This window comes from Kineococcus sp. DHX-1 (genome assembly GCF_042473625.1).
Taxonomy (GTDB): Bacteria; Actinomycetota; Actinomycetes; order Actinomycetales; family Kineococcaceae; genus Kineococcus.
This window is the reverse complement of record NZ_CP170445.1, coordinates 1374743-1396366: the sequence shown is the minus strand read 5'-3', so window position 1 is coordinate 1396366 and position 21624 is coordinate 1374743. Positions and strand designations below refer to the sequence as shown.

The 21624-nt window shown below is 73.5% G+C and carries 21 protein-coding genes; 9 read left to right on the top strand and 12 right to left on the bottom strand.

The features are described from left to right. Positions 1-22: 22 nt before the first annotated feature. Positions 23-388 carry a histidine triad nucleotide-binding protein gene (locus tag ACFEMC_RS06735; RefSeq protein WP_380174790.1) on the bottom strand — a complete coding sequence of 122 codons (366 nt, stop codon included), beginning with the start codon at positions 386-388 and terminating at the stop codon, positions 23-25. A 198-nt stretch (positions 389-586) separates the two neighbouring features. Here ACFEMC_RS06735 and ACFEMC_RS06730 point away from each other — a divergent pair, with 198 nt between their 5' ends. Both ACFEMC_RS06730 and ACFEMC_RS06725 read left to right on the top strand, forming a co-directional pair. After that, a complete protein-coding gene (locus ACFEMC_RS06730; RefSeq protein WP_380174788.1) occupies positions 587-1105 on the top strand; it encodes an RNA polymerase sigma factor in 519 nt (172 codons plus the stop codon). Continuing rightward, the gene (locus tag ACFEMC_RS06725; RefSeq protein ID WP_380174786.1) at positions 1102-2244 is read left to right on the top strand and encodes a Gmad2 immunoglobulin-like domain-containing protein; all 1143 of its coding nucleotides are present in this window, start codon (positions 1102-1104) and stop codon (positions 2242-2244) included. Before ACFEMC_RS06730 ends, ACFEMC_RS06725 begins: the two co-directional genes overlap by 4 nt. A 101-nt stretch (positions 2245-2345) precedes the next feature. Here ACFEMC_RS06725 and dnaJ read toward each other — a convergent pair whose 3' ends face one another. Together dnaJ and hrcA are read right to left on the bottom strand one after the other, a co-directional pair. Further along, on the bottom strand, positions 2346-3467 hold the full coding sequence (dnaJ, locus tag ACFEMC_RS06720) for a molecular chaperone DnaJ (RefSeq protein ID WP_380174783.1): 1122 nt from the start codon (positions 3465-3467) through the stop codon (positions 2346-2348). 63 nt (positions 3468-3530) lie between these two features. Then, positions 3531-4571 (bottom strand): heat-inducible transcriptional repressor HrcA, encoded by a 1041-nt coding sequence (hrcA, locus tag ACFEMC_RS06715; RefSeq protein WP_367635835.1) that lies wholly within the window; start codon positions 4569-4571, stop codon positions 3531-3533. A gap of 137 nt (positions 4572-4708) precedes the next feature. Here hrcA and ACFEMC_RS06710 point away from each other — a divergent pair, with 137 nt between their 5' ends. Beyond that, a complete protein-coding gene (locus tag ACFEMC_RS06710; RefSeq protein ID WP_380176634.1) occupies positions 4709-5569 on the top strand; it encodes a DUF3097 domain-containing protein in 861 nt (286 codons plus the stop codon). A gap of 22 nt (positions 5570-5591) precedes the next feature. Then, on the top strand, positions 5592-6005 hold the full coding sequence (locus ACFEMC_RS06705; protein ID WP_380174780.1) for a DUF4870 domain-containing protein: 414 nt from the start codon (positions 5592-5594) through the stop codon (positions 6003-6005). 3 nt (positions 6006-6008) lie between these two features. Here ACFEMC_RS06705 and ACFEMC_RS06700 read toward each other — a convergent pair whose 3' ends face one another. Both ACFEMC_RS06700 and ACFEMC_RS06695 read right to left on the bottom strand, forming a co-directional pair. After that, the gene (locus ACFEMC_RS06700) at positions 6009-7040 is read right to left on the bottom strand and encodes an LLM class F420-dependent oxidoreductase (protein WP_380174778.1); all 1032 of its coding nucleotides are present in this window, start codon (positions 7038-7040) and stop codon (positions 6009-6011) included. A gap of 9 nt (positions 7041-7049) precedes the next feature. Further along, entirely contained in the window at positions 7050-7214 is a 165-nt protein-coding gene (locus ACFEMC_RS06695) for a hypothetical protein (RefSeq protein ID WP_380174776.1), read from the bottom strand. Between the two features lie 235 nt (positions 7215-7449). Here ACFEMC_RS06695 and ACFEMC_RS06690 point away from each other — a divergent pair, with 235 nt between their 5' ends. Beyond that, positions 7450-7821 (top strand): hypothetical protein, encoded by a 372-nt coding sequence (locus tag ACFEMC_RS06690; RefSeq protein ID WP_380174774.1) that lies wholly within the window; start codon positions 7450-7452, stop codon positions 7819-7821. A 4-nt stretch (positions 7822-7825) separates the two neighbouring features. Here ACFEMC_RS06690 and hemW read toward each other — a convergent pair whose 3' ends face one another. Continuing rightward, positions 7826-9031 carry a radical SAM family heme chaperone HemW gene (hemW, locus tag ACFEMC_RS06685; protein ID WP_380174772.1) on the bottom strand — a complete coding sequence of 402 codons (1206 nt, stop codon included), beginning with the start codon at positions 9029-9031 and terminating at the stop codon, positions 7826-7828. Positions 9032-9121: 90 nt separating this feature from the next. Between hemW and ACFEMC_RS06680 the strand changes: the two genes are divergently transcribed. The 4 genes from ACFEMC_RS06680 to ACFEMC_RS06665 all read left to right on the top strand — a co-directional run bounded on the left by ACFEMC_RS06680 (position 9122) and on the right by ACFEMC_RS06665 (position 13782). Continuing rightward, positions 9122-9412, top strand: coding sequence for a metal-sensitive transcriptional regulator (locus tag ACFEMC_RS06680; protein WP_370440473.1), 291 nt, complete (start codon positions 9122-9124; stop codon positions 9410-9412). Further along, the gene (locus tag ACFEMC_RS06675) at positions 9412-9627 is read left to right on the top strand and encodes a heavy-metal-associated domain-containing protein (protein ID WP_380174769.1); all 216 of its coding nucleotides are present in this window, start codon (positions 9412-9414) and stop codon (positions 9625-9627) included. Before ACFEMC_RS06680 ends, ACFEMC_RS06675 begins: the two co-directional genes overlap by 1 nt. Continuing rightward, a complete protein-coding gene (locus tag ACFEMC_RS06670; RefSeq protein ID WP_380174766.1) occupies positions 9627-11834 on the top strand; it encodes a heavy metal translocating P-type ATPase in 2208 nt (735 codons plus the stop codon). The genes ACFEMC_RS06675 and ACFEMC_RS06670 overlap by 1 nt, the downstream gene beginning before the upstream one ends. A 67-nt stretch (positions 11835-11901) precedes the next feature. After that, the gene (locus ACFEMC_RS06665) at positions 11902-13782 is read left to right on the top strand and encodes a glycoside hydrolase family 3 protein (RefSeq protein ID WP_380174764.1); all 1881 of its coding nucleotides are present in this window, start codon (positions 11902-11904) and stop codon (positions 13780-13782) included. 3 nt (positions 13783-13785) lie between these two features. Here the strand turns inward: ACFEMC_RS06665 and ACFEMC_RS06660 are convergent, their stop codons facing one another. The 6 genes from ACFEMC_RS06660 to ACFEMC_RS06635 are packed head-to-tail and all read right to left on the bottom strand — an operon-like array spanning position 13786 to position 21510. Continuing rightward, positions 13786-14970 carry a glycoside hydrolase family 1 protein gene (locus tag ACFEMC_RS06660; protein ID WP_380174762.1) on the bottom strand — a complete coding sequence of 395 codons (1185 nt, stop codon included), beginning with the start codon at positions 14968-14970 and terminating at the stop codon, positions 13786-13788. Between the two features lies 1 nt (position 14971). Continuing rightward, entirely contained in the window at positions 14972-16663 is a 1692-nt protein-coding gene (locus ACFEMC_RS06655; protein ID WP_380174760.1) for an ABC transporter ATP-binding protein, read from the bottom strand. Then, positions 16660-17592, bottom strand: a complete 933-nt coding sequence (locus ACFEMC_RS06650; RefSeq protein ID WP_380174757.1) for an ABC transporter permease — start codon at positions 17590-17592, stop codon at positions 16660-16662. Before ACFEMC_RS06650 ends, ACFEMC_RS06655 begins: the two co-directional genes overlap by 4 nt. Before the next feature lie 8 nt (positions 17593-17600). Further along, a complete protein-coding gene (locus tag ACFEMC_RS06645; protein ID WP_380174755.1) occupies positions 17601-18647 on the bottom strand; it encodes an ABC transporter permease in 1047 nt (348 codons plus the stop codon). Continuing rightward, entirely contained in the window at positions 18644-20314 is a 1671-nt protein-coding gene (locus ACFEMC_RS06640) for an ABC transporter substrate-binding protein (protein ID WP_380174753.1), read from the bottom strand. The genes ACFEMC_RS06645 and ACFEMC_RS06640 overlap by 4 nt, the downstream gene beginning before the upstream one ends. 41 nt (positions 20315-20355) lie before the next feature. After that, positions 20356-21510: a LacI family DNA-binding transcriptional regulator gene (locus tag ACFEMC_RS06635; protein ID WP_380174751.1), complete on the bottom strand. Its 1155-nt coding sequence runs from the start codon at positions 21508-21510 to the stop codon at positions 20356-20358. Positions 21511-21624 lie beyond the last annotated feature (114 nt).

Sequence of the window (21624 nt, the reverse complement as noted above, 5' to 3'; positions counted from 1 at the left end):
GGCGCACCATCCAACCGTGTGATCAGCCGGGGGGCCAGGTGAAGTCCCGGCCGCCGAGCACGTGGCCGTGCACGTGGAAGACCGACTGGCCCACCGCGGTGCCCGTGTTGAAGACGAGGCGGTACTCCCCGCCGCACCGCTCGTCGGCGATGCGCTGGGCCACCTCGACGAGCCGCGCGAGGGCCTGCGGCGAGGCCGCCGCGAGCTCGGCGACGTTCTCGTACCGCTCGCGCGGCACGACCAGGACGTGGACGGGCGCCTGGGGGTTGACGTCCTCGAAGGCGACGACGAGGTCGTCGGAGTGGACGACGGTGGCGGGGATCTCCCCCGCCACGATCTTGAGGAACAGGTCGTCGGGGGCGCGCTGCACGCGGGAGACCTCGGCCATGCCCCCGCACGCTACTCGCGGCCGCCGGGTGGGGAACGGTGACTCCCCGGTGACGATGATCGTCACCGGGGAGTCAACGTTCCCTCGAGGCGACGCCCGCGGGTCCCTGGACCGCCCGCCGAAGAATGTCGGGTTGGATGTCAACCGTGACCCTGCGTGACTCGTCTACACGGTGTGATGGTGATGAAGGAGCGCGCGGTGGCTGACGACCCGCGCTCGTGGTCGGCCGACGAGGCCGTCGGGGCGCTGTACGCGGCGCACTGGCGGCGGCTCGTCGCGCTCGCGACCTCGCTCATGGGCGAGTCGGCGAGCGCCGAGGAGGTCGTCGCCGACGCCTTCGTCACCCTGCACCGGCGCTGGGACCGGCTCGCGGACAAGGGGTCTGCCGTGGCGTACCTGCGCACGAGCGTCGTCAACGGGGCCCGGGACGTGCTGAAGCACCGCGTCGTGGCCGACCGGCGCCGTCCGCTGCCGGACCCTGCGCCGGACGGTCCGGAGGAGCACGCGGTGCGGGCCTCGGAGCACCGCTCGGTGCTGAGCGCCCTGGACGGGCTGCCGACGCGGCAGCGGGAGGTCCTGGTGCTGCGCTACCAGGGCGAGATGTCCGAGCAGGACATCGCCGACGTCCTCGGCATCAGCCGGGGCGCCGTCAAGACGCACGCGCACCGCGGGCTGTCCGCGTTGCGCGAGGCCATGAGCCGGGAGGACCACCAGTGAGTGACGTGACCCCGTCGGGTCCGCTGCCGGACCCCGACGGCGACGACGACCTGAGCCCCACCGCGCGGCAGCTGCGCGACGCCCTGGCCGCCCGCGCGGCCGACGCACGACCGACCGATCGACTCGAGGAGATCCGCATGACCAGCCGAGCCGCCCGCCGCCGTTCCCGCGCCTGGGCCGCCGTCGCCGGGGTCGCCGCCGTCGTCGTCGTGGGCGGTGGCGCCTACGCCGTCACGCAGCGCACCAGCGGGAACGTCAGCACCGTCGCCGCGAGCACCTCGGCCACGCCGTCCACCTCATCGGTGGCGCCGTCGACCGCGTCCTCGACGACCAGCGCGGCCCCCTCCACGGCGGCCGGCGCCTCCAGCGCACCCGCGACGGCCTCCGCCACCGGGACCGGCACCGGCACGGCGACGGGCACCGCCGCCACGGGCACGCTGCCCTCGGGCGCCGGGACGGTCCCCGTGTACTGGGTGGGCGGCCAGCCGGCGAAGCTGTTCCGCGAGTACGCGAAGGCCGGGACCGCGAAGGACGACCCCACGAACGCGCTGCGCGCCATGCTGGCCGGGAAGCCGTCGGACCCGGACTACTCCAGCCCGTGGTCGGCGGACCCGAGCGCGACCGTGACCTCCAGCGGCGGTCGGCTCGTCGTCGACCTGTCCGCGTCCGCCGCGAGCGGCAGCGCCGGGGCGGGTGGTGCGCAGCTCGCGGTGCAGCAGCTCGTCTACACCGTGACGGCCGCCGCGGGCTCGGACGACCCGGTCGAGGTGCGCGTCGACGGCAAGGCCCGTCCGTCGCTGTTCGGCACCACCGTCGCCGAGACGCTGTCCCGCGCCCCGCAAGCCGACGTGCAGGCCCCGGCGTGGATCACGTCGGTGACGGGCGGGTCGGGCTCGGTGACGGTCAAGGGCGTCGGGTCGGCCTTCGAGGGCACCCTCATGTACACGGTCACGAACAGCGCCGGCACCGAGGTCGCCCGCGACGCGGTGCAGGCGGGGGCGAACGGGACCTTCGCCCCGTTCTCGTTCACCGCCCAGGTGCCGGCGGGCACCTACACGGTCGCGGTGTTCGCGCCGGACGAGTCCGGTGGCGAGGCGGGGCCGACGGCGGGGGACACGAAGCCGGTCACCGTCTCCTGAGGGGCGCTCCCCCCGCCGCCCCGCGTCGGACGCGCACGGGGTGACCCCGTGCCCGATCACCGGGCACGAGGTCACCCCGTGCTGTCAGGCGGGGCGGGTGCTCAGCGACCGGAGAAGCGGTCGCGCAGCTTCGAGAAGACGCCCTGGTGGCTCTCGGACAGCTTCCCCGCCGGCCGGACCTCCCCGCGCAGCTCGGCGAGGCGGCGCAGGAGCTCCTCCTGCTCCTCGTCGAGGTCGCGGGGCGTCATGACCTCGAGCTTGACGAGCAGGTCACCGCGTCCCTGGGCGCGCAGGTGCTCGGCGCCCTTCTGCTTCAGGGTCACGACGTCGCCGGCCTGGGCGCCGGGGCGCACGTCGATCTCCTCGGTGCCGTCGAGCGTCTCCAGCGGGATGCTCGCCCCGAGCGCCGCGGCCGTCATCGGCACCTCGAGCGTGCACAGCAGGTCGTCCCCGGACCGGGAGTACACCGGGTGCGGGCGCTCGTGGATCTCCACGTAGAGGTCACCGGGCGGGCCGCCGGCCGTCCCCACCTCGCCCTGGGAGGCGAGCTGGATGCGGGTCCCGGTGTCCACGCCCGCGGGGATGCGGATCGTCAGCGGGCGACGGGCGCGGATGCGGCCCTCCCCCGAGCACTCCAGGCACGGCGAGGGCAGCACGGTGCCGAAACCGCGGCACGTCGGGCACGGCTGCTGGGTCATGACCTGCCCGAGGAGGGAGCGGACGACGCGCTGGACCGACCCCTGCCCGTGGCAGATGTCGCACGTGGCCGGACTGGTGCCCGGCTGGCAGCAGGAGCCCTTGCAGGTCGGGCAGAGGATCGCGGTGTCGACCTGGATCGAGCGCTCGCCGCCGAAGGCGGCCTCGGCCAGGTCGACGTCGACGCGGATGAGGGCGTCCTGACCGCGCTGGGTCCGGCTGGCCGGACCGGGGCCCCGGCCGCCCCCACCGCCCTGGCCGAAGAACGCGTCCATGATGTCCGAGAAGCCGAACCCGGCCCCGAAGCCGGCGCCCGCGCCGCCGGGCACCGCACCGCCCCGGTCGTAGGCCGAGCGCTTGTCGGGGTTCGACAGCGTCTCGTAGGCCTGCGAGACCTCCTTGAACTGCTCCCCGGCGTCGGGGTTGACGTCGGGGTGCAGCTTGCGCGCGAGCTTGCGGTACGCGCGCTTGATGTCCTCCGTGGAGGCGTCGCGGGAGACGCCCAGGACGTCGTAGTAGTCGCTCACGAGGTCGGGGTTCTCCTGTCGGTTCTCTTCCGGGTGCTGGTCACGGGTCGTGTCACCGCCGGGTCACGACGCGAGGATCCGCGAGACGTAGCGTGACACCGCTCGGACCGCGGCCATCGTCGTCGGGTAGTCCATGCGGGTGGGGCCGAGGACGCCGAGGCGGGCCAGGACCGCCTCGCCGCCGTAGCCGGTGGTCACGACGGACGTCCCGTCGAGACCGAGGTGCAGGTTCTCGGCGCCGATCCGGACACTCAGGCCGCCGCGCTCGGACGGGTGCTCCTCGGCCAGCTCCTGCACCAGGCGCAGCAGCACGACGTGCTCCTCCAGGGCCTCCAGGACGCTGCCCAGCGGCATCGACAGGTCGGCCCCGGACTTGACGAGGTTCGACGTCCCGGCGATGACGACGCGCTCCTCCAGGGAGGCGGTGAGGCAGTCCCCCAGGGAGGCCGCGACCTCCGCCGCGATGGCGATGTCGGCCTGCGGCGTCTGCTGGACGAGGTCGGTGAGCGCCTCGCGCGCCTCGCGCAGCCGCTTGCCGGCGACGGAGGCGTTGACCCGCGTGCGCAGCGCCGCGAGAGACACCCCGAGCGTCTCGACGTCGACGGCCGAGCGGACGTCCAGGACGCGCTGCTCGACGCGGCCGGAGTCGGTGATGAGGACGAGCAGCGCGCTGCGCCCGCCGACACCGACGAGTTCGACGTGCCGCACGCTGGCCCGCGACAGCGACGGGTACTGCACGACGGCGGCCTGCCGCGTCAGCTGCGCCAGCAGGCGCACGGTCCGGTCCACGACGTCGTCGAGGTCGTCCGCGCCGTGCAGGAAGGTCTCGATCGCGCGCTTCTCCGCCGGCGTCATGGGCTTGACGTTGGCGAGCCGGTCGACGAAGAGGCGGTACCCCTTGTCCGTCGGGATGCGGCCCGCGCTGGTGTGCGGCTGGGTGATGTAGCCCTCGTCCTCCAGCACGGCCATGTCGTTGCGGATGGTCGCCGGGGACACGCCGAGCTGGTGCCGCTCCACCAGGGCCTTGGACCCGACGGGCTCGTGGGTGGAGACGTAGTCCTCCACGATGGCCCGCAGCACCGCGAGCCTGCGGTCGTCGCTCATCCACCCCTCCCGGTCCGGTGTCGGCATCCACCCTGTTGGCACTCCTCGCGCGCGAGTGCCAAGTCTAGGACGTGTGCCCCGGCCGCGCCTCCACCGTCCGGTGCGGGTCGCTCGTTAGCGTGCCGCGGGTGAGCCAGCTGCCCCCCGACCGGTACGGCGCCGACGTGCTGTCCGCCGACCCGCACGCCCGCACCCGCCCCAAGCCCGTGCACCGCGACGAGCCGGCCGTGCGCGGGCTCGTCGTCGAGGACGTCGACACGGGCTGGGTCGGCGCCGTCGTGCGGGTGGAGAAGAGCGGCGGCGTCCACGTCGTCGTCCTGGAGGACGCCAAGGGCCGCACCCGCACCTTCCCGCTCGGCCCGGGGTTCTGGGTCGACGGACAGCCGGTCCGCCTCGTCGCCCCCGTGAGCGCCGGCCCGGCCCGCCCCACCCGGACGGCCAGCGGCTCGGTCGCCGTGACCGGTGCCACGGCCCGCACCGCCCGCGCCTCGCGCATCCTCGTCGAGGGGCGGCACGACGCCGAGCTCGTCGAGAAGGTCTGGGGCGACGACCTGCGCGTCGAGGGCGTCGTCGTGGAGATGCTCGACGGCGTCGACGACCTCGACGCCGCGATCCGCGCGTTCGGGCCACGCCCCGGCCGCCGCATCGGCGTCCTCGTCGACCACCTCGTCCCGGGGTCGAAGGAGTCGCGCATCGTCGCCCAGGTCGCCGCCAGCCCGCACGTCCTCGTCCTGGGGCACCCCTTCATCGACGTCTGGCAGTCGGTGCGGCCGCAGCGGCTGGGCTGGACGAAGTGGCCGACGATCCCGAAGGGGCAGGACTGGAAGCACGGCATCCTCGCCGAGCTGGGCTGGCCGCACGCGAGCCAGGCCGACGTCGCGCACGGGTGGAAGCGCATCCTCGGGACCGTCCGCAGCTACGCCGACCTCGAACCCGCGCTGCTGGGCCGGGTGGAGGAACTCGTGGACTTCGTCACCGCAGACCTGGCGGACCGCTGAGCGAACCGGGAGGATCGGAACCGTGAGCCAGCCGCCGTACCCCCAGCAGCCGCCCTCCTCGCCCGCGCCCCTGTCGCCCTCCGACGAGCGGATGTGGGGGATGTTCGGGCACCTGTCCGCGATCGCGGCCAGCTTCATCGGCCTGCCGTTCCTCGGCCCGCTCATCGTCTTCCTGGTGCTGAAGGACCGCAGCGGGTTCGTGCGCGGGCACGCTGCGGAGGCGCTCAACATGACGATCTCGGTGATCGTGTACGAACTGGTGCTGGGCGTTCTCCTGGGCATCTTCACCGTCGTGACGCTCGGGGTCGGCGGGCTGTTCTTCTGGGTGGCGGGAATCCCGGCGATCGTGTTCCTGGTGTTCACGATCCTCGCGGCCGTCGCCGCGAACCAGGGCCGCGTGTACCGCTACCCGCTGATCTTCCGGCTGGTGCGATGAGGTTCACGCCACCGCGCGCAGGTCCCCCACGGCGTCCGCGCCGAGCGGGACCAGCGCGACGGTCGTGACGCCGGCGCGTTCGTAGTCGTCCAGCCGCCGGCGCACGGCCTCGACGGAACCCACGAGGCTCGTCGCCTCGACGAGTCCCGACGGGACCCGCTGCACCGCTTCGTCCTTGCGGCCCGCGAGGTACAGGTCCTGCACGGCGTCGACGGCCTCGCCGAACCCCAGGCGACGACCGAGGTCGGCGTAGAAGTTCGACTCCTTCGACCCCATGCCCCCGACGTAGAGCGCGATGAGCTTGCGCGCCGGGAGTTCCGCGCGGGCGCGGTCCTCCCCCGTCGCGTCGGTCAGGACGAACGGCACCGACGCCGTCACCTCGAACCGTTCCGGCGGCGTCGCACGGCGGGCGAAACCCGCGGCGAGCCGCTCGGCGGACTCCGCCGCGTTCTCCGGGACGAGGAACGAGGGCAGCCAGCCGTCGGCGATCTCCCCGGCGAGTTCCACGTTGCGCGGACCCACCGCGGCGAGGTGGATCGGCAGGTCCGCCCGCGGCGGCGGCTGCATGAGCTTGAGCGGGATGCCCGGACCACCCGGCAGCGGCAACGTGAGGTGCTCCCCCGCGAACGTGGAGTCCTCCCGGGCCAGCAACCGCCGGACGAGGGCGACGTAGTCGCGCGTGCGGGCCAGGGGTTTCGCGAACGGCTGGCCGTACCAGCCCTCGGCCACCTGCGGTCCGGACACCCCGAGGCCGAGGCGGAAGCGCCCGCCGGACAACCCGTCCAGCGTCGCGGCCGTCATCGCGGTCGACGCCGCGGCGCGCGCGGGGACCTGCAGGACGGCGGAGCCGAGGCCGATGCGGGTCGTCTGCCCGGCCAGCCAGCCGAGCACGCTGACCGCGTCCGTGCCGTAGGCCTCGGCGACCCAGACGGAGGCGAACCCGGCGTCCTCGGCCGCCAGCGTCAGCTCCAGCGCTCTCGCGGCGGCGGGTCCGACGGGACCGGTGAGGTAACCGACGCTGAGCCCGAGGTCCATGCGCGCACGCTACCGGCGCGGCCCCTCGGCGCGTACCGACCGTCCGCCGCCGGCCGCAGGAGCGCGGCGGTGGTGGCGCCGGAGGACCACCGCCAGGACCACGCAGAGGAGCAGCACGAGGACGGCTGCCCCGACAGCGACGACGAGCTCCGCCAGGTGGGGGACGATGGGCATGCCGTGACGGTAGCGGCGCTCCGGGTGGCACGTGCAGGATCCTCGAGGTTCTCGGAGCCCCGAACGGCAGGGCTTGCGTGCTGAGAGCTCGAGGTACGCCCCCGGCCGGTCTCGCTGCACCCTCGACCACGGGCGGCCCGGACTCGACGCTGGAGCAGACGGTGCAGACGGTCTTGTCCGACGGCGGTCGGCTCGATCCTCAGCGCCGACCGGTGGGTTCTGGCACTCTCGGGCCGTGCACCGTCGCGCCCGAGTCCTCGTCCCCGCTCTCGTGGGCCTGCTCGCCCTGACGGGCTGCGGCAGTGGTGGACCGGAGACCGTCGATGCCCAGCTCGTCGCCGTGTGCATGGGGCATCCCGACGACTCGACCGGTCAGTGGAGGTACGTGTTCAGCCGGGACGGCCGGACGGTCGCGGAGGGCTCGGCGATGCCGGGAACGGCCCTGACCGTCGAGGTGCCGCTGGGCATGATCGACGTGAACGGCAACGGCGAGCCCGTCGGCTCCCTCGGCAGCGACCTGCCCAGCACCGTGGACGCCGCCGGGCACCCGCAGGGGCTCGTGCACCTCTCGGGCGACGCGGCGTGCCCCGACCTCTCGGGCACCTGACGGCTCAGTCCAGCAACCGCCGCACCACCGCGTCGGCGAGCAACCGCCCGCGACGGGTCAGGGCCACCCGACCACCGGCGGCGGGTTCGAGGAGCCCGTCGAGCAGCAGCTGCGCGGTTGGTGGCCGGACCCCCCACCACGCGGGGTCGAAACCCTCGGCGAGCCGGGAGCGCAGGAGCACGTCCTCGACGCGGCGGTCGTCCTCGGAGAGGCGCTCGCGGGCGTGGGCGGGTGACGTCCCCGCGTCCAGCCGTCCCGCGTAGGCGCTGGGGTGCTTGACGTTCCACCACCGCACCCCACCGACGTGGCTGTGCGCACCCGGCCCGATCCCCCACCAGTCGCCACCGCGCCAGTAGGCGAGGTTGTGCCGGCACGCGAACTCCGGTCCGCGGGCCCAGTTGCTCACCTCGTACCAGTCGTACCCGGCGGCGGCGAGCGTGTCGTCGACGACCTCGTACTTGTCCGCCTCGTCGTCGTCGGAGGGTTCGGGGACCTCACCGCGCCGCATCTGCGCGGCGAGCTTGGTCCCCTGCTCGACGATGAGCGCGTACGCCGAGACGTGGTCCGGCGAACAGGCCAGGGCGGCGTCCAGGCTGCGGCGCAGGTCGTCGACCGATTCCCCCGGGGTGCCGTAGATGAGGTCGAGGCTGACGTCGAGGCCGGCCTCACGGGCCCAGCGCACCGCGAGCGGGACGCGGGCGGGGTCGTGGGTGCGTTCCAGGACGGCCAGGACGTGCGGCACGGCGGACTGCATGCCGAAGGAGACGCGGGTGAACCCGGCCTCGCGCAGCGTCGCGAGCCCTTCGGGGGTCACCGAGTCGGGGTTGGCCTCCGTCGTGACCTCCGCGCCGGGCGCGAGGCCGAACTCGTCGCGGACGGCGGCGAGCATCGTCGCGAGGTCGTCGGCGGGCAGCAGCGTGGGGGTACCGCCGCCGAAGAAGACCGTCTCGGCCGGTCGGACGGCGTCCCCCAGCACCCGCGCGGCGAACCGGACCTCGGCGGTCGCCGTCTGCGCGTAGGCGGCCTGGGAAGCCCCGCCGCCGAGCTCGGTGGCCGTGTAGGTGTTGAAGTCGCAGTAGCCGCACCGCACGGCGCAGAAGGGGACGTGCAGGTAGACCCCGAACGTGCGGTCGGCGGCCCCGGCGAGGGCCTCGGGCGGCAGCGCACCGTCGGTGGGGACGGTCTCGCCGTCGGGCAGGGTGCTCGGCACGTCCTCCAGTGTCACCCGTGACGAGGACTGCTCCGGTACCCCTAGGGGGTAGGGGTTGCGCTTCCTACCCCCAGGGGGTACCAAGGAGGCATGGAGCACGGACCGGGCTACGCCGGGGAGAAGGACGAGGTCCTCAAGCGGCTGCGCCGCGTCGAGGGGCAGGTGCGCGGCCTGCAGCGCATGGTCGAGGAGGACGCGTACTGCATCGACGTCCTGACCCAGGTCTCCGCCGCGACGAAGGCCCTGCAGGCCGTGGCCCTGTCCCTGCTGGACGACCACCTCGGGCACTGCGTCGCGCACGCGGCGGCCGAGGGCGGCGCGGTGGCGGACGAGAAGATCAAGGAAGCGAGCGCGGCGATCGCGCGGTTGGTGAGGTCCTGATGAGCGAGAACCGGTTCCAGGTGTCCGGGATGACGTGCGCGCACTGCGTCAGCGCGGTGACCGAGGAGGTGTCGGCGCTGCCCGGCGTCGAGTCCGTCCACGTCGACCTCGTCCCGGACGGCACCTCCACCGTCACGGTCACCGCCACCTCCCCCCTCGAGGAGTCGGCCGTCGCGGCCGCCGTCGACGAGGCGGGGTACGAGCTGGTGCGCTGATGGCCGTCCCACTGGAAGGGTTCATCCCCGTCGAACTCACGATCGGCGGGATGACGTGCGCGTCCTGCGCGAACCGCATCGAGAAGAAGCTCAACCGCATGCCGGGCGTCGAGGCCAGCGTGAACTACGCGACCGAGAAGGCCTCCGTCCGGTTGCCGGCCGGCACCGACGTCGCGGACGCCATCGCCGTCGTCGAGAAGACGGGGTACACGGCCACCGTTCCTCAGCCCGACCCCGGACCCGCTGCGGAGCAATCCGACCCCGTCACCGGCGAGCTCGGACGGCGCCTCGCGGTCACGGCCGCCCTGGGCCTGTCGGTCCTGGCGCTGTCGATGGTTCCCGCCCTGCAGTTCACGAACTGGCAGTGGCTGGCGTTCGCCCTCGCCTCCCCCGTCGCGGTGTGGGGCGCGTGGCCGTTCCACCGGGCCGCGGTGGTCAACGCCCGGCACGGCGCCGCCACGATGGACACGCTCGTCAGCATCGGTGTCGCGGCGGCCTGGCTGACGTCGTGCGCGGCCCTGTTCCTCGGCGACGCCGGGATGCCGGGGATGCACATGGAGTTCCGGCTCTGGGGTTCGGCCGGCGACGAGCTGTACCTCGAGGTCGCGGCCGTCGTCACGGTGTTCGTCCTGGCCGGCCGCTACCTGGAGGCCCGGGCCCGGCGACGGTCCGGCGCCGCGCTGCGCGCCCTGCTCGCCGTCGGCGCGAAGGACGTCGGCGTCCTGCGGGACGGCGTCGAGCACCGGGTGCCCGTCGCCGACCTGCGCCCCGGGGACGAGTTCGTCGTCCGGCCCGGCGAGACCGTCGCCACCGACGGCACGGTCGTGGACGGCAGTTCGGCGGTCGACGCCTCCGTCGTCACGGGTGAGTCCGTCCCCGTCGAGGTCGGCGCGGGCGACGACGTCGTCGGCGGCACGGTCAACGCCGGGGGGCGGCTCGTCGTGCGCGCCACCCGGGTGGGTGCCGACACCGCCCTGGCCCGCATCGGACGCGCCGTCGAGGAGGCGCAGTCGGGGAAGGCTGCGGCGCAACGCCTCGCCGACCGCGTGTCCGGCGTCTTCGTCCCCGTCGTGCTCGTCGCGGCCCTCGCCACGTTCCTCGGCTGGTGGCTGTCCGGAGCCGGTGCGGGACACGCCCTGACCACCGCGGTCGCGGTCCTCGTCATCGCCTGTCCCTGCGCCCTGGGCCTGGCGACACCGACCGCGCTGCTCGTCGGGACGGGCCGCGGCGCCCAGCTCGGCATCCTCGTCAAGGGACCGGAGGCGCTGGAGGCGACCCGTCGCGTCGACACCGTCGTGCTCGACAAGACCGGCACGGTGACGACGGGACGGATGACCCTCGTGGCGGTCGTCCCGGCCGAGGGTCACGACGCCGCGGACGTGCTGCGCCGCACCGGGTCCCTGGAGGACGCCTCCGAGCACCCCGTGGGCCGGGCCGTCGCCGCCGCGGCGCGGGAGGCCGGTGCCCTGGCGGCTGTGACCGACGTCGTGGCGACCGCGGGCGCCGGCATCGCCGGGACCGTCGAGGGCGTCGCGCTGCGCGTGGGACGTCCCGACTGGGCCGCGACGAGCCTGCCGACCGGGCTGCGCGACGCGCTCGACGAGCACGAGGCCGCGGGCCGGACGGTCCTGGTGGTCGTCGAGGACGGGGAGCCGACGGGCGTGCTCGCCGTCGCCGACGCCGTGCGCCCCACGAGCCGCGAGGCCGTCGCCGGGTTCCGCGCCCTCGGCCTGCACCCGGTCCTGCTCACGGGCGACCACGAGCGCACCGCGCGCACCGTCGCGGACACCGTCGGGATCGACGACGTGGTCGCCGGGGCACGCCCGGAGGACAAGCTCGCCCACGTGCGCGCTCTGCAGGCGCAGGGCAAGGTCGTCGCGGTCGTCGGGGACGGCGTCAACGACGCCGCCGCGCTGGCCGTCGCCGACCTCGGGATCGCGCTGGGCACCGGGACGGACGTGGCCGTGGAGGCGGGTGACCTGACCCTCGTCCGCGCCGACCTGCTCGCGGCCGTCGACGCGGTGCGGCTGTCCCGCCGGACGCTGTCCACGATCCGCGGCAACCTGTTCTGGGCGTTCGCCTACAACGTCGCCGCCCTCCCCCTGGCCGCTGCGGGGCTGCTGAACCCCGTCGTCGCGTCCGCGGCGATGGCGTTCTCGTCGGTGTTCGTCGTCACGAACTCGCTGCGGCTGCGCCGGTTCCGGTAGGGGCCCTGGTAGAACCGGGGGGGATTCGCACCGCCCGGTGCGACGGTCCCGGACGAAGGAGTCCCCGGTGAGCAGCGACGACGCGCCGGACGCAGCGCCCTACCGCGACCCCCGGCTGCCGGTGGCCGAACGCGTCGCGGACCTGCTGGGCCGCATGACGCTGGAGGAGAAGGCGGGTCAGCTCTTCCACACCATGGTCGAGGTGGGATCCGGAGGGACGCTGGCCGAGGAGCCGTCGCGGATGGGGGCCGCCACGGCCCGCGACCTCGTGACCCGCCGGCACCTGACCCACGTCAACGTGCTGGCGGCGCCGCGCACGGCCCGCGAGTTCGCCCGCTGGCACAACCGTCTGCAGGAGCTCGCGGCCGGCACCCGGCTCGGCATCCCCGTGACCGTCTCGAGCGACCCGCGGCACTCCTTCACCGACAACCCCGGTGCCGCGCTGCTGTCCGGGCCGTTCTCGCAGTGGCCCGAGACGCTCGGGCTCGCGGCCCTGCGCGACGAGCGACTGGTCGAGGAGCACGCCGACGCCGTCCGCCGCGAGTACCTCGCCGTCGGCATCCGGACCGCCCTCCACCCGCAGGTCGACCTGCTCACCGAGCCCCGCTGGGCCCGCGGCGGCGCGACCTTCGGGGAGGACGCCGACCTCGCCGGCCGGCTGGGAGCGGTGTACGTCCGCGGACTGCAGGCCACCGGCGACGTCGCGCGGGAACGGGGCCTGGACGGAGCCTTCGGTCCGGCCTCGGTGTCCACGATGACGAAGCACTTCCCCGGCGGCGGCCCACAGCGCGACGGCGAGGACCCGCACTTCCCCTACGGCCGGGAGCAGGTCTACCCGGGCGGGTCCTTCGAGACGCACCTGCAGCCGTTCCACGACCTGATCGCCGCCGGGACCCGGCAGGTCATGCCGTACTACGGGATGCCCGTCGGACTCGTCCGGAACGGCGAACCGGTCGAGGAGGTCGGGTTCGGTTTCAGCCGGCAGGTCGTCACCGGCATCCTGCGCGAGGAGCTGGGGTTCGACGGGATCGTCTGCACCGACTGGGGTCTGGTCACCGACGCCGAGGTCTTCGGCCACCCCTTCCCGGCGCGCGCCTGGGGCGTGGAACACTTGGCGCCGCTCGAGCGGGTGGAGCGCATCCTCGCCGCCGGCGCCGACCAGCTGGGCGGGGAGGCCTGCCCGGAGCTCGTGGTCCAGCTCGTGGGTGACGGCCGCGTGACCGAGGCCCGCCTCGACGTCTCCGTCGGCCGGCTGCTGGCGGAGAAGTTCGTGCTCGGTCTCTTCGACGAGGCCCGGTACGTCGACGAGGACGCCGCCGCGTCCGTCGTCGGGGCCGCCGACCTCGTGGCCGCAGGGCGCCGGACGCAGTCCCGTTCCGTCACGGTGCTCTCCGTGGACGCCGTCCCGCTGCCCCTGCGCGCCGGGACGTCCGGCGCGCTCCGCGTGCACACGGCGACGGTGGCCGAGGACGGCGACGCGCCCCTCCTGCGCCCGCCGGCGACCCGTCCCGCGGACCGCGCAGAGCTCCGGTTCGTCGACGACCCGGCCACCGCCGACGTCGCCCTCGTCCGCCTCGAGGCGCCCTACGAACGCCGGGGTCCGGGGTTCGAGTCGTTCTTCCACGCCGGGTCCCTGGAGTTCCCGGACGCCGTCCTCGACGCCGTGCGGGGCCTGGCCGCCCGGGTCCCGACGGTCGCCGTCGTCCACCTCGACCGGCCGGCCGTGCTGACACCGCTGGTCGAGGCCGGCGTCACCCTGGTCGTGGACTTCGGTGCGTCCACCGACGCCCTGCTCGACGCCCTGACCGGCGTCGTCCCGGCGGAGGGACGACTGCCGTTCGACCTGCCGCGGTCGATGGCCGCCGTCGTCGCCTCCCCGTCGGACGCACCGTTCAGCACGAAGGACCCGCTGTTCCGGTTCGGCCACGGGATGCCGTTGCCGCAGTAGCGGTCAGGGCAGGGCGTTGGCCCGCGCGACGCCGCCGTACCAGTGCGCGCTGGGCTTGGGCGTCCGCTCGAACGTCTCCCGGTCCCACGCGACGAGGCCGAACGTCGGCCGGTACCCCGAGGCCCACTCGTAGTTGTCGAGCAGGCTCCAGTGCCAGTAGCCGCGCACGTCGATCCCCTCGGCGAGGCAGTCGTGGATCCCCTCCAGGGACGCCTTGGTGTACGCGGCGCGCCGGGTGTCGTCGGCGGTCGCGATGCCGTTCTCGGTGACCACCAGCGGGACGCCGCCGGTCAGCTCCCACGCCGCACGCAACCCGTCGGCCGCGGCCTGCGGGTAGAACTCCCAGCCCGTGAGCGTGGTCTCGACGTCGTCGCGCACGGGCAGCGGGCCGTCGGGGCCGACGAACGTGCGGGTGTAGGCCTGGACGCCGACGAAGTCGTTGCCCTTGGCGGCCTCGAGGTACCAGTCGTCGCGCGGGTGGCCGTACTCCGCGACCTTGTCGTCCGCGCCGGGTTCCCCGGTGCTCTTGAACGCCTGGGTCGCGACGGTCCACCCCGTCTTCGCCTGCGGCAGCTGCGACAGCACGTCCCGCGCCCGCTCGTGCGCGGCGAGCAGCTGGTCGGCGACGTGCAGGTCCGGGTTCGGCAGACCGTGAGCGACGAGGTTCGAGGCGTCCTCGCCGCCGGCCAGCATGGCCGCGATGTTCGGCTCGTTGACCGTGCAGATCCACTCGACGTCCCGGACGACGGGAAGCGCCGCCTCGACGTACCGGCCGAACCGGTCGGGGGCGTCGTCGGCCCGCCAGAACCCGTCGCGCTCGAACCAGCGCGGCACCGTGAAGTGCATCAGCGTGACCACCGGTTCCACGCCGAACTCCCGGCACGTGTCGACCATCCGCCGGTAGTGGTCGACCGCGGCCCGCGAGACGAACCCGCGCTCGGGCTCGATGCGGGCCCACTCGATGCTGAACCGGTAGGACGTCAGCCCGAGGTCGGCCAGGACGCGGATGTCCTCGCGGTACCGGTGGTAGCTGTCGGCCGCGTCGCCGGAGGGTTCCACGATGCCCCAGGCCGCGGCCAGGGCGGGGTCGTGCTCGTGGACCCACCAGTTGCTGGCGACGTTGCCGCCCTCGACCTGGTGCGCGGCGGTGGCCGCGCCCCAGAGGAAACCGTCGGGGAAGGTGCGCATCTCAGGACTCCAGGCGGGCTCGGGCCGGGTTCGGGACGGCGTCCAGGAGGGACACCGTGTAGGGGTGGGAGGGGTGCTGCAGCACCTGCGCCGTCGGTCCACGCTCGACGACCCGGCCCTCGTGCAGGACGAGCAGGTCGTCGGTGATGAGGCGGGCGCTCAGCAGGTCGTGGGTGATGTAGAGCAGCGACACCCCGAGGCGTTCGCGCAGGTCCTCCAGCAGCGCCAGGACACCCGCGCGCAACGTCACGTCGAGCATCGAGACGGGTTCGTCGGCGACGATCACCTGCGGTTCGCAGGCCAGGGCGCGGGCGATGACGACGCGCTGGCGCTGGCCCCCGGACAGCTGGTGCGGCAACTTCTGGGCGAACTGCGCCGTCGGCGTGAGGCCGACCGTCTCGAGGAGTTCGTGGACGCGGCGGCGCGCGTCCGCGCCCGTGCGGTCCGTGTGGTTCAGGACGGGCCGGGTGAGCGCGTACTCCACGGTGTGCAGCGGGTTCAGGGCCGCGTAGGGGTCCTGGAACACCATCTGGACGCTGCGGTGCAACGCCCCCACCTGCCGCCGCTTGAGCCGGCCGACGTCGAGGTCGCCGAACCGCACGGAGCCGGCCGTCGGCGGTTCCACCCCGGTGACCATCTTGGCGATGGTCGACTTGCCGGAACCGCTGGCCCCCACGAGGGCCAGGGAGGCCCCCGGTTCCAGGGTGAACGAGACGTCGGAGACGGCGTGCACCTCCGGTTCCCCGCGCCGCGGCGCCGGGTAGGTCTTGGACACGTCCTCGACGACGACGGCCGCGCCACCCGCGGGCGGGGTGGGCCGGGGCCGCAGCGAGCGGTCGGGGAACCCGGGCAGCGAGACCGTCTCGCCGCGTGGGTCCGCGTAGTGGCTCAGCAGCATCCGCGTGTACGTGTCCTGCGGGGTCCGCAGGACCTGCTGCGACGGGGCGTCCTCGACGATGCGGCCCTCGTGCATGACCAGGACGCGCTGCGTCGCCTCCAGGACGATGCCGAGGTCGTGGCTGATGAGGACGGCCGTGAACCCCTCGGTCCGCTGCAGGTCGACGATGGTGTCCATGACGGCGTGCTGGACGAGGACGTCGAGGGCCGTGGTGGGTTCGTCGAAGACGACGAGCTGCGGGTCCAGCGACAGCGCCAACGCGATGGACACGCGCTGGCGCATGCCGCCGGACAGTTCCCCGGGGTAGCGCGCGAGGACCTTCGGTTCAAGCTCGACCTTGGCCAGCAACTCGGCCGACCGGTCGGCCCACCGCTGCTTCGGCACGTGGCCGTGGGCGCGGTAGATGTCGGCGAAGTGGTCGCGGATCCGGCGGACGGGGTTCAGGGCGTTCATGCCGGACTGCAGGACCATGGCGAACCCGCCCTGGCGCTGCCGGCGCAACCCCTCGTCGTCGAGGTCGCGGATGTCGTGGCCGCCGAAGAGGATCTGCCCGCCGTTCGTGCGGGCCGGGGGCTTCTGCAGCCGCGTGATCGCGTAGCCGAGGGTCGACTTGCCGGACCCCGACTCCCCCACCAGACCGACGAACTCCCCGCGACGCAGGCCGAAGGAGACGTGGTCGACGGCCTGCACGGCGCGCTGGCCGTGCGACTCGTAGACGACGGACAGGTCGCGGACCTGCAGCAGGTCCTCCCCCACCACGCTCGGGGTCCCGGTGCTCGTGGCCTGGGTGCTCATCGGTCCGCCTTCCGGGTCCGCGACCCCTCGCGCAGTCGCGGGTTGCTCACGGCGTCGACGCCGAAGTTGACGAGGGTGAGGGACAGGGCCAGCAGCGCGATGCACAGACCGGGCGCGAACAGCAGCGCCCACTGCCCCGTGAGCAGGGCGCTGGAGTTCTGCGCCCAGTAGATCATCGTGCCCCAGCTGACGATGGACGTGTCGCCCAGGCCGAGGAACTCCAGCCCCGCCTCGGCGAGGATCGCCGCCGTCGCCGCACCGAAGAAGCTGCCGACGATGAGCGAGGTCATGTTCGGCAGGATCTCCCGGAACACGATGCGCGGGGCGCTGTCACCGGAGAACCGGGCCGCCTCGACGAAGTCGCGCGAGCGCAGCGACTGCGTCTGGGACCGCAGGACCCGGGCACCCCAGGCCCAGCCGGTGATGACGATGACCGCGATGATGACGGCGATGCCGCCGTTCTGCAGGTACGCCGCGATGACGATCATGAAGGGCAGGCCGGGGATGACGAGGAACAGGTTCACGACGAACCCGATGACCTCGGCGACCCAGCCGCGCGTGTAGCCCCAGGAGAGCCCGATCAGCACGGCGACGACCGTGGCGAGCAGCCCGGCGGTGAACCCGACGAGCACGCTGGTGCGGGCGCCGTGGACGAGCTGGGACAGCACGTCCTCACCGGCCGCGGTGGTCCCCAGCCAGTGCGCGCCGCTGACGTCCTGGCTGCGGGGGAACGTGTTCTCCTTCGCGTCGTACGGGGCCAGGAGCGGTCCGACGAGGGCGAGCAGGAGGAAGAAGGCGAGCAGGACGAGGCCGACGCGGGCCTTGCCGTTGTCCCACAACGTCGCGAGGACGCGGCCGGCGCTGCGCCAGGCGCTGGGGGCGTGCTGGACGTCGAGCTCGGACGAGGTGCTGGTGGTCGTACCGCTCATGGTGCCGCTCACCTCCGGGTCCGCGGGTCGAGGAGGCCGTAGAGCACGTCGACGAGGAAGTTCGCGACGAGCACGCTGACCGTGATCATGAGGAAGAGGGCCTGCATCAGCGGGTAGTCCTGGCCGATGACGGCGTTGAAGAGCAGGTAGCCGATGCCGGGGTACCCGAACACCTGCTCGACGAGCACGGACCCGCCGACGACCCCGCCGAGGGACAGGCCGAACCCGGTGAGGTTCGGCAGGATCGCGTTGCGGGCCGCGTACCGCAGGGCGACCGTGCGCCCGCGCAGGCCGTTGGCCTCGGCGAAGGTCACGTAGTCGTCGCCGAGGGTGTTGATCATCGCGTTGCGCATGCCGAGGATCCACCCGCCCAGCGACGTCAGCAGGATCGTGATGGCCGGCAGCGCGGCGTGGGCCAGGGCGTCACCGAGGAACTCCAGGCTGAACCCCGGCGTCGTGGTCGCCGAGTAAGCGCCCGTCGTGGGGAACCAGTGCAGGACGTACCCGAGGAAGAACAGCAGCAGCAGCGCCGTCCAGAAGTACGGGAACGTCGACAGGAAGCTGCCCGACAGGGTCGGCAGCGCGTCCAGCCAGGTGCCGCGCTTCCACGCCGACAGGACCCCGACGAGGGTGCCGAGCACGAAGGCGAGGACAGTGACGAGCCCCACGAGGAGCAGCGTGTACGGCAGCGCCTGCGAGACCATCGAGGAGACGGTCTGCGGGTAGAACGTGTACGAGACGCCGAAGTCGAGCGTCACGACCTGCTTCAGGTAGGACCCGTACTGGGACAGGAGGTTCCCGCCCGGGACCCCGAGCTGGGCCTCGATGGCCGCGCGCGTCGCGTCGCTGACGGGACCGTTCTGGGAGAGCTTGGCGATGGCCGCGTCGGCGGGAGTCCCCGGCATGAGCCGCGGCAGGACGAAGTTGACGGTGACGGCGGCCCACAGGGTCAGGACGAACAACCCGAGGCGGCCCAGCAGGTAGCGGCCGGGGAACGACCCCCGGCCGGTGCGCACGGCGGGTGGGCCGGCGACGGTGGGGTCGAGAACGGTCATGCCGCACCTCCGGCGAGCTTGAGCCGCGTGAAGATCCCCAGCGGCGCCGAGTCGTAGTTCTGCGGGGCCATGTAGGGGTCCTCCGCGGTGGGCCAGCCGACGAACTTGGCGTCGTTGTACAGGCCCCAGAGCCCGCCGTAGTACAGGCCGATGGCGGGCAGCTTGTCGTAGACCTGCTGCTGCAGCGCCCGGGCCGCGGCCAGCTGCGCGGCCGGGTCGGTGCTGGACTTGAACTCCGTCAGGAGCGCGTCGACCTCGGGGTCGGAGAACCGTTCGTAGTTCGCCTGCGTGGTCTTGCCGACGGCCACGGCGAACTCGCTGGCCATGAGGTCGTTGAAGGCGCGGAACACGTCACCGCCCCCCATCCCGCCGATCGCGACCTGGAACTCCCCGCCCGCGAGCGCCTGCTGGTACCCGGCCGGCTGCGGCAGCTGCAGCTTCACGTCGATGCCGAGGGCGCCGAGCTGCTCGACGACCTCCTGGGCCGCACGCGTCCAGTCGGTGTACCCGTTGGCCGAGGTGAGGGCGAACGTGAACTGCTTCCCGTCGGCGTCCACGAGCTTGCCGTCCCGCTGGGTGTACCCCGCACGCGAGAACGACTCCAGCGCGGCGGCGGTGTCCTGCGCGACCATGCCCTGGTCGGGGATGCCGGGGTCCAGCCAGTCCTGCTGGTTCGGCAGCATGAGACCCGTCTGCCCGGCGGGCTGCATGTAGCCCTCGCTGGCCACCTCCGCGATCCGCGTGCGGTCCAGCGCGAGCGACAGGCCCCGGCGGACGTCGACGTCGCCGAACGGGGCGACGGTGTGGTTGGGCAGCAGGGCGACGATGCCCCCCGGCGGGAACCACCAGCGGTTGTGCGGGCTGGCGGCACCCCACGTCCCCTCGACGTCCGAGATGAAGGAGTAGCTCCAGTCGTACCCGCGGGTGACCGTGTCGAGCTGGCTGTTCGTCGCGGGCAGCACGAGGTGCTGGACCTCGACGCTGTCGGCCTGCCAGTACCGCGGGTTCTTGTCCATCGAGTACTGCTGCGACGTGTAGTTCCCCAGCACGAAGGGCCCGGTGCCGACCGGGTGCTCGTCCTGGTAGGACCCGGGATCGGCGACCGTCGACCAGCGGTGCCGGGGGACGACGTAGGTGACGCCGATGACCTGCAGGGCCGGGACGTCCTCGCTCTGCAGACGGCACACGACGCGGTCGCCGACGGCCTCCACGGACTCCACGTGCTGCCAGACCCCCTTGGCGTCCAGGGCCGGCACCTCCTTCAGGAGTTCCAGGGTGAAGACGACGTCGTCGGCGGTGAAGGGTTCCCCGTCGCTCCAGTCCGCCTCGCGCAGGGTGAAGACGATGGTCTTCGCGTCCGGCAGCTCCCACGACTGCGCGAGCCACGGGATCTGCTCACCGTCGAGGGGGTTCACCAGGACCAGCGGCTCGTAGATCCACTTCGACGCCGTCCGGTTGTTGACCAGGAACGGGTTGAAGACGCGGTTGAACAGGGGGTTCCCCTTGTCCGCGTTGATGAGCATCGTGTCCTTCCCGATCGTCGGATCGGGTTGGCTGCGCACCTGCACGCTGCAACCGCTCAGTCCGGTCCCCACGAGGGCGGCTCCTGCGCCGAGCCCCGCGAGCACCCCCCGGCGGCCCAGCGCCGGTCCCTGCCGAAGCGTCATCGCTCGACCTCCACGTTCGTCGTGGAGGCCAGCGTATGCGCTTACATCGAGGTGTCAACCGGTGGGCAGCTCTCCCGGAGCAGCACCTGCACCGGCAACCGGGCCGACAGCAGCGGGGCGCCCGGGTCGGTCAGGCGGTCCACGACGGCCCGCACGGCGGCGCGGCCGAGCTCGGCCATGGGCTGGGCGACCGTGGTCAGCGGCGGCTCGGTGAAGCGGCCCACGTCGAGACCGTCGAAGCCCGTCACGTAGACGTCGTCGGGAACTCGCAGCCCCCTGCGCCGCAGGGCGTCGAGCGCCCCGAGCGCGGACTGGTCGTTGGCGCAGACCAGCGCCCGCGGGACCCGCCGTCCCAGCAGCTCCGCGACGGCCGCGTCCCCGGTGTCGCGGCGGAAGTCGCCCCGGACGTGCTCGACCGCCGTGCGGTCCAGGCCGGCCGCGTCGAGCGCGGCGAACAGCCCGCGCTGGCGTTCGGCGTCGTCCGGGGAGTCCGCCGGGCCGGCGACGTAGACGAGGTCGCGCACTCCCAGCCGTTCCACGACGTGGGTGACGAGGGCCTGCATCCCCGCCGCGTTGTCGACGCTGACGTGGTCGAGGCCGTCGGGCGGTTCGGCTCCCGTCCGGGCCGCGTCGGCGAGCAGGACGACGGGCAGGCGGCGGGCGACGTGGACAAGCAGGTCGTCGGAGACCGTGCGGGCCAGGACGGCCAGGCCGTCGACGCGGCCGGCGATGTCGTTGACGATGACGTCGCGGGCCGGCCCCCGGCCCGCGGCGACCATGAGCGCGAACCCCCGCCGCCACGCCTCGACCTCGGCCCCGCGCAGGACCTCGTCGAAGTAGAGGTTGGGGCTCTGCGGCGCCGCCCCGTGACGACGGTCGTCGACGACCCTGACCCCACCTCCGACCCCGTCGGCGAGCTCGGGTGCGGGCCGGTCCTCCTCCTCGAGCGCGTCGTGGCCGGGGAAGCACAGCCCGATGACCCCCGTCTTGCGGCCCGCGAGCGCCCGCGCGTTGCCCGAGGGCACGTAGCCGAGGTCGCGCACGGCGTCCAGGACCCGTTCGCGGGTGGCCTCGCGGACGGCGTCGGGGGTGCGCAGGACCCGCGAGACGGTCGCGATCGACACGCTCGCGCGGTCGGCCACGTCGTAGACGGTCGGGGTCCGGTCCCCGGCCGCGCGCACGGGGTGGCGGGCCATGCCCACGCCTCCTGCTCTGCTCCGGCTGCGGTCAGGTCCGCCGATGCTACGACGGACCCCACCCCGACCCGCGCCCCCCACCACCTGACGTCCCGCGTGGGGAACACACTTTCC

Bases quoted from the DNA above. Each gene is read 5' to 3' on its own strand.
- ACFEMC_RS06645 (WP_380174755.1), bottom strand. From the start codon at position 18,647: ATGACCGTTCTCGACCCCACCGTCGCCGGCCCACCCGCCGTGCGCACC.
- ACFEMC_RS06650 (WP_380174757.1), bottom strand. From the start codon at position 17,592: ATGAGCGGTACGACCACCAGCACCTCGTCCGAGCTCGACGTCCAGCAC.
- ACFEMC_RS06655 (WP_380174760.1), bottom strand. From the start codon at position 16,663: ATGAGCACCCAGGCCACGAGCACCGGGACCCCGAGCGTGGTGGGGGAG.
- ACFEMC_RS06680 (WP_370440473.1), top strand. From the start codon at position 9,122: ATGGAGCACGGACCGGGCTACGCCGGGGAGAAGGACGAGGTCCTCAAG.
- ACFEMC_RS06670 (WP_380174766.1), top strand. From the start codon at position 9,627: ATGGCCGTCCCACTGGAAGGGTTCATCCCCGTCGAACTCACGATCGGC.
- hrcA (WP_367635835.1), bottom strand. From the start codon at position 4,571: ATGAGCGACGACCGCAGGCTCGCGGTGCTGCGGGCCATCGTGGAGGAC.
- ACFEMC_RS06675 (WP_380174769.1), top strand. From the start codon at position 9,412: ATGAGCGAGAACCGGTTCCAGGTGTCCGGGATGACGTGCGCGCACTGC.
- ACFEMC_RS06695 (WP_380174776.1), bottom strand. From the start codon at position 7,214: ATGCCCATCGTCCCCCACCTGGCGGAGCTCGTCGTCGCTGTCGGGGCA.
- ACFEMC_RS06700 (WP_380174778.1), bottom strand. From the start codon at position 7,040: ATGGACCTCGGGCTCAGCGTCGGTTACCTCACCGGTCCCGTCGGACCC.
- ACFEMC_RS06660 (WP_380174762.1), bottom strand. From the start codon at position 14,970: ATGCGCACCTTCCCCGACGGTTTCCTCTGGGGCGCGGCCACCGCCGCG.
- ACFEMC_RS06640 (WP_380174753.1), bottom strand. From the start codon at position 20,314: ATGACGCTTCGGCAGGGACCGGCGCTGGGCCGCCGGGGGGTGCTCGCG.
- ACFEMC_RS06635 (WP_380174751.1), bottom strand. From the start codon at position 21,510: ATGGCCCGCCACCCCGTGCGCGCGGCCGGGGACCGGACCCCGACCGTC.
- ACFEMC_RS06735 (WP_380174790.1), bottom strand. From the start codon at position 388: ATGGCCGAGGTCTCCCGCGTGCAGCGCGCCCCCGACGACCTGTTCCTC.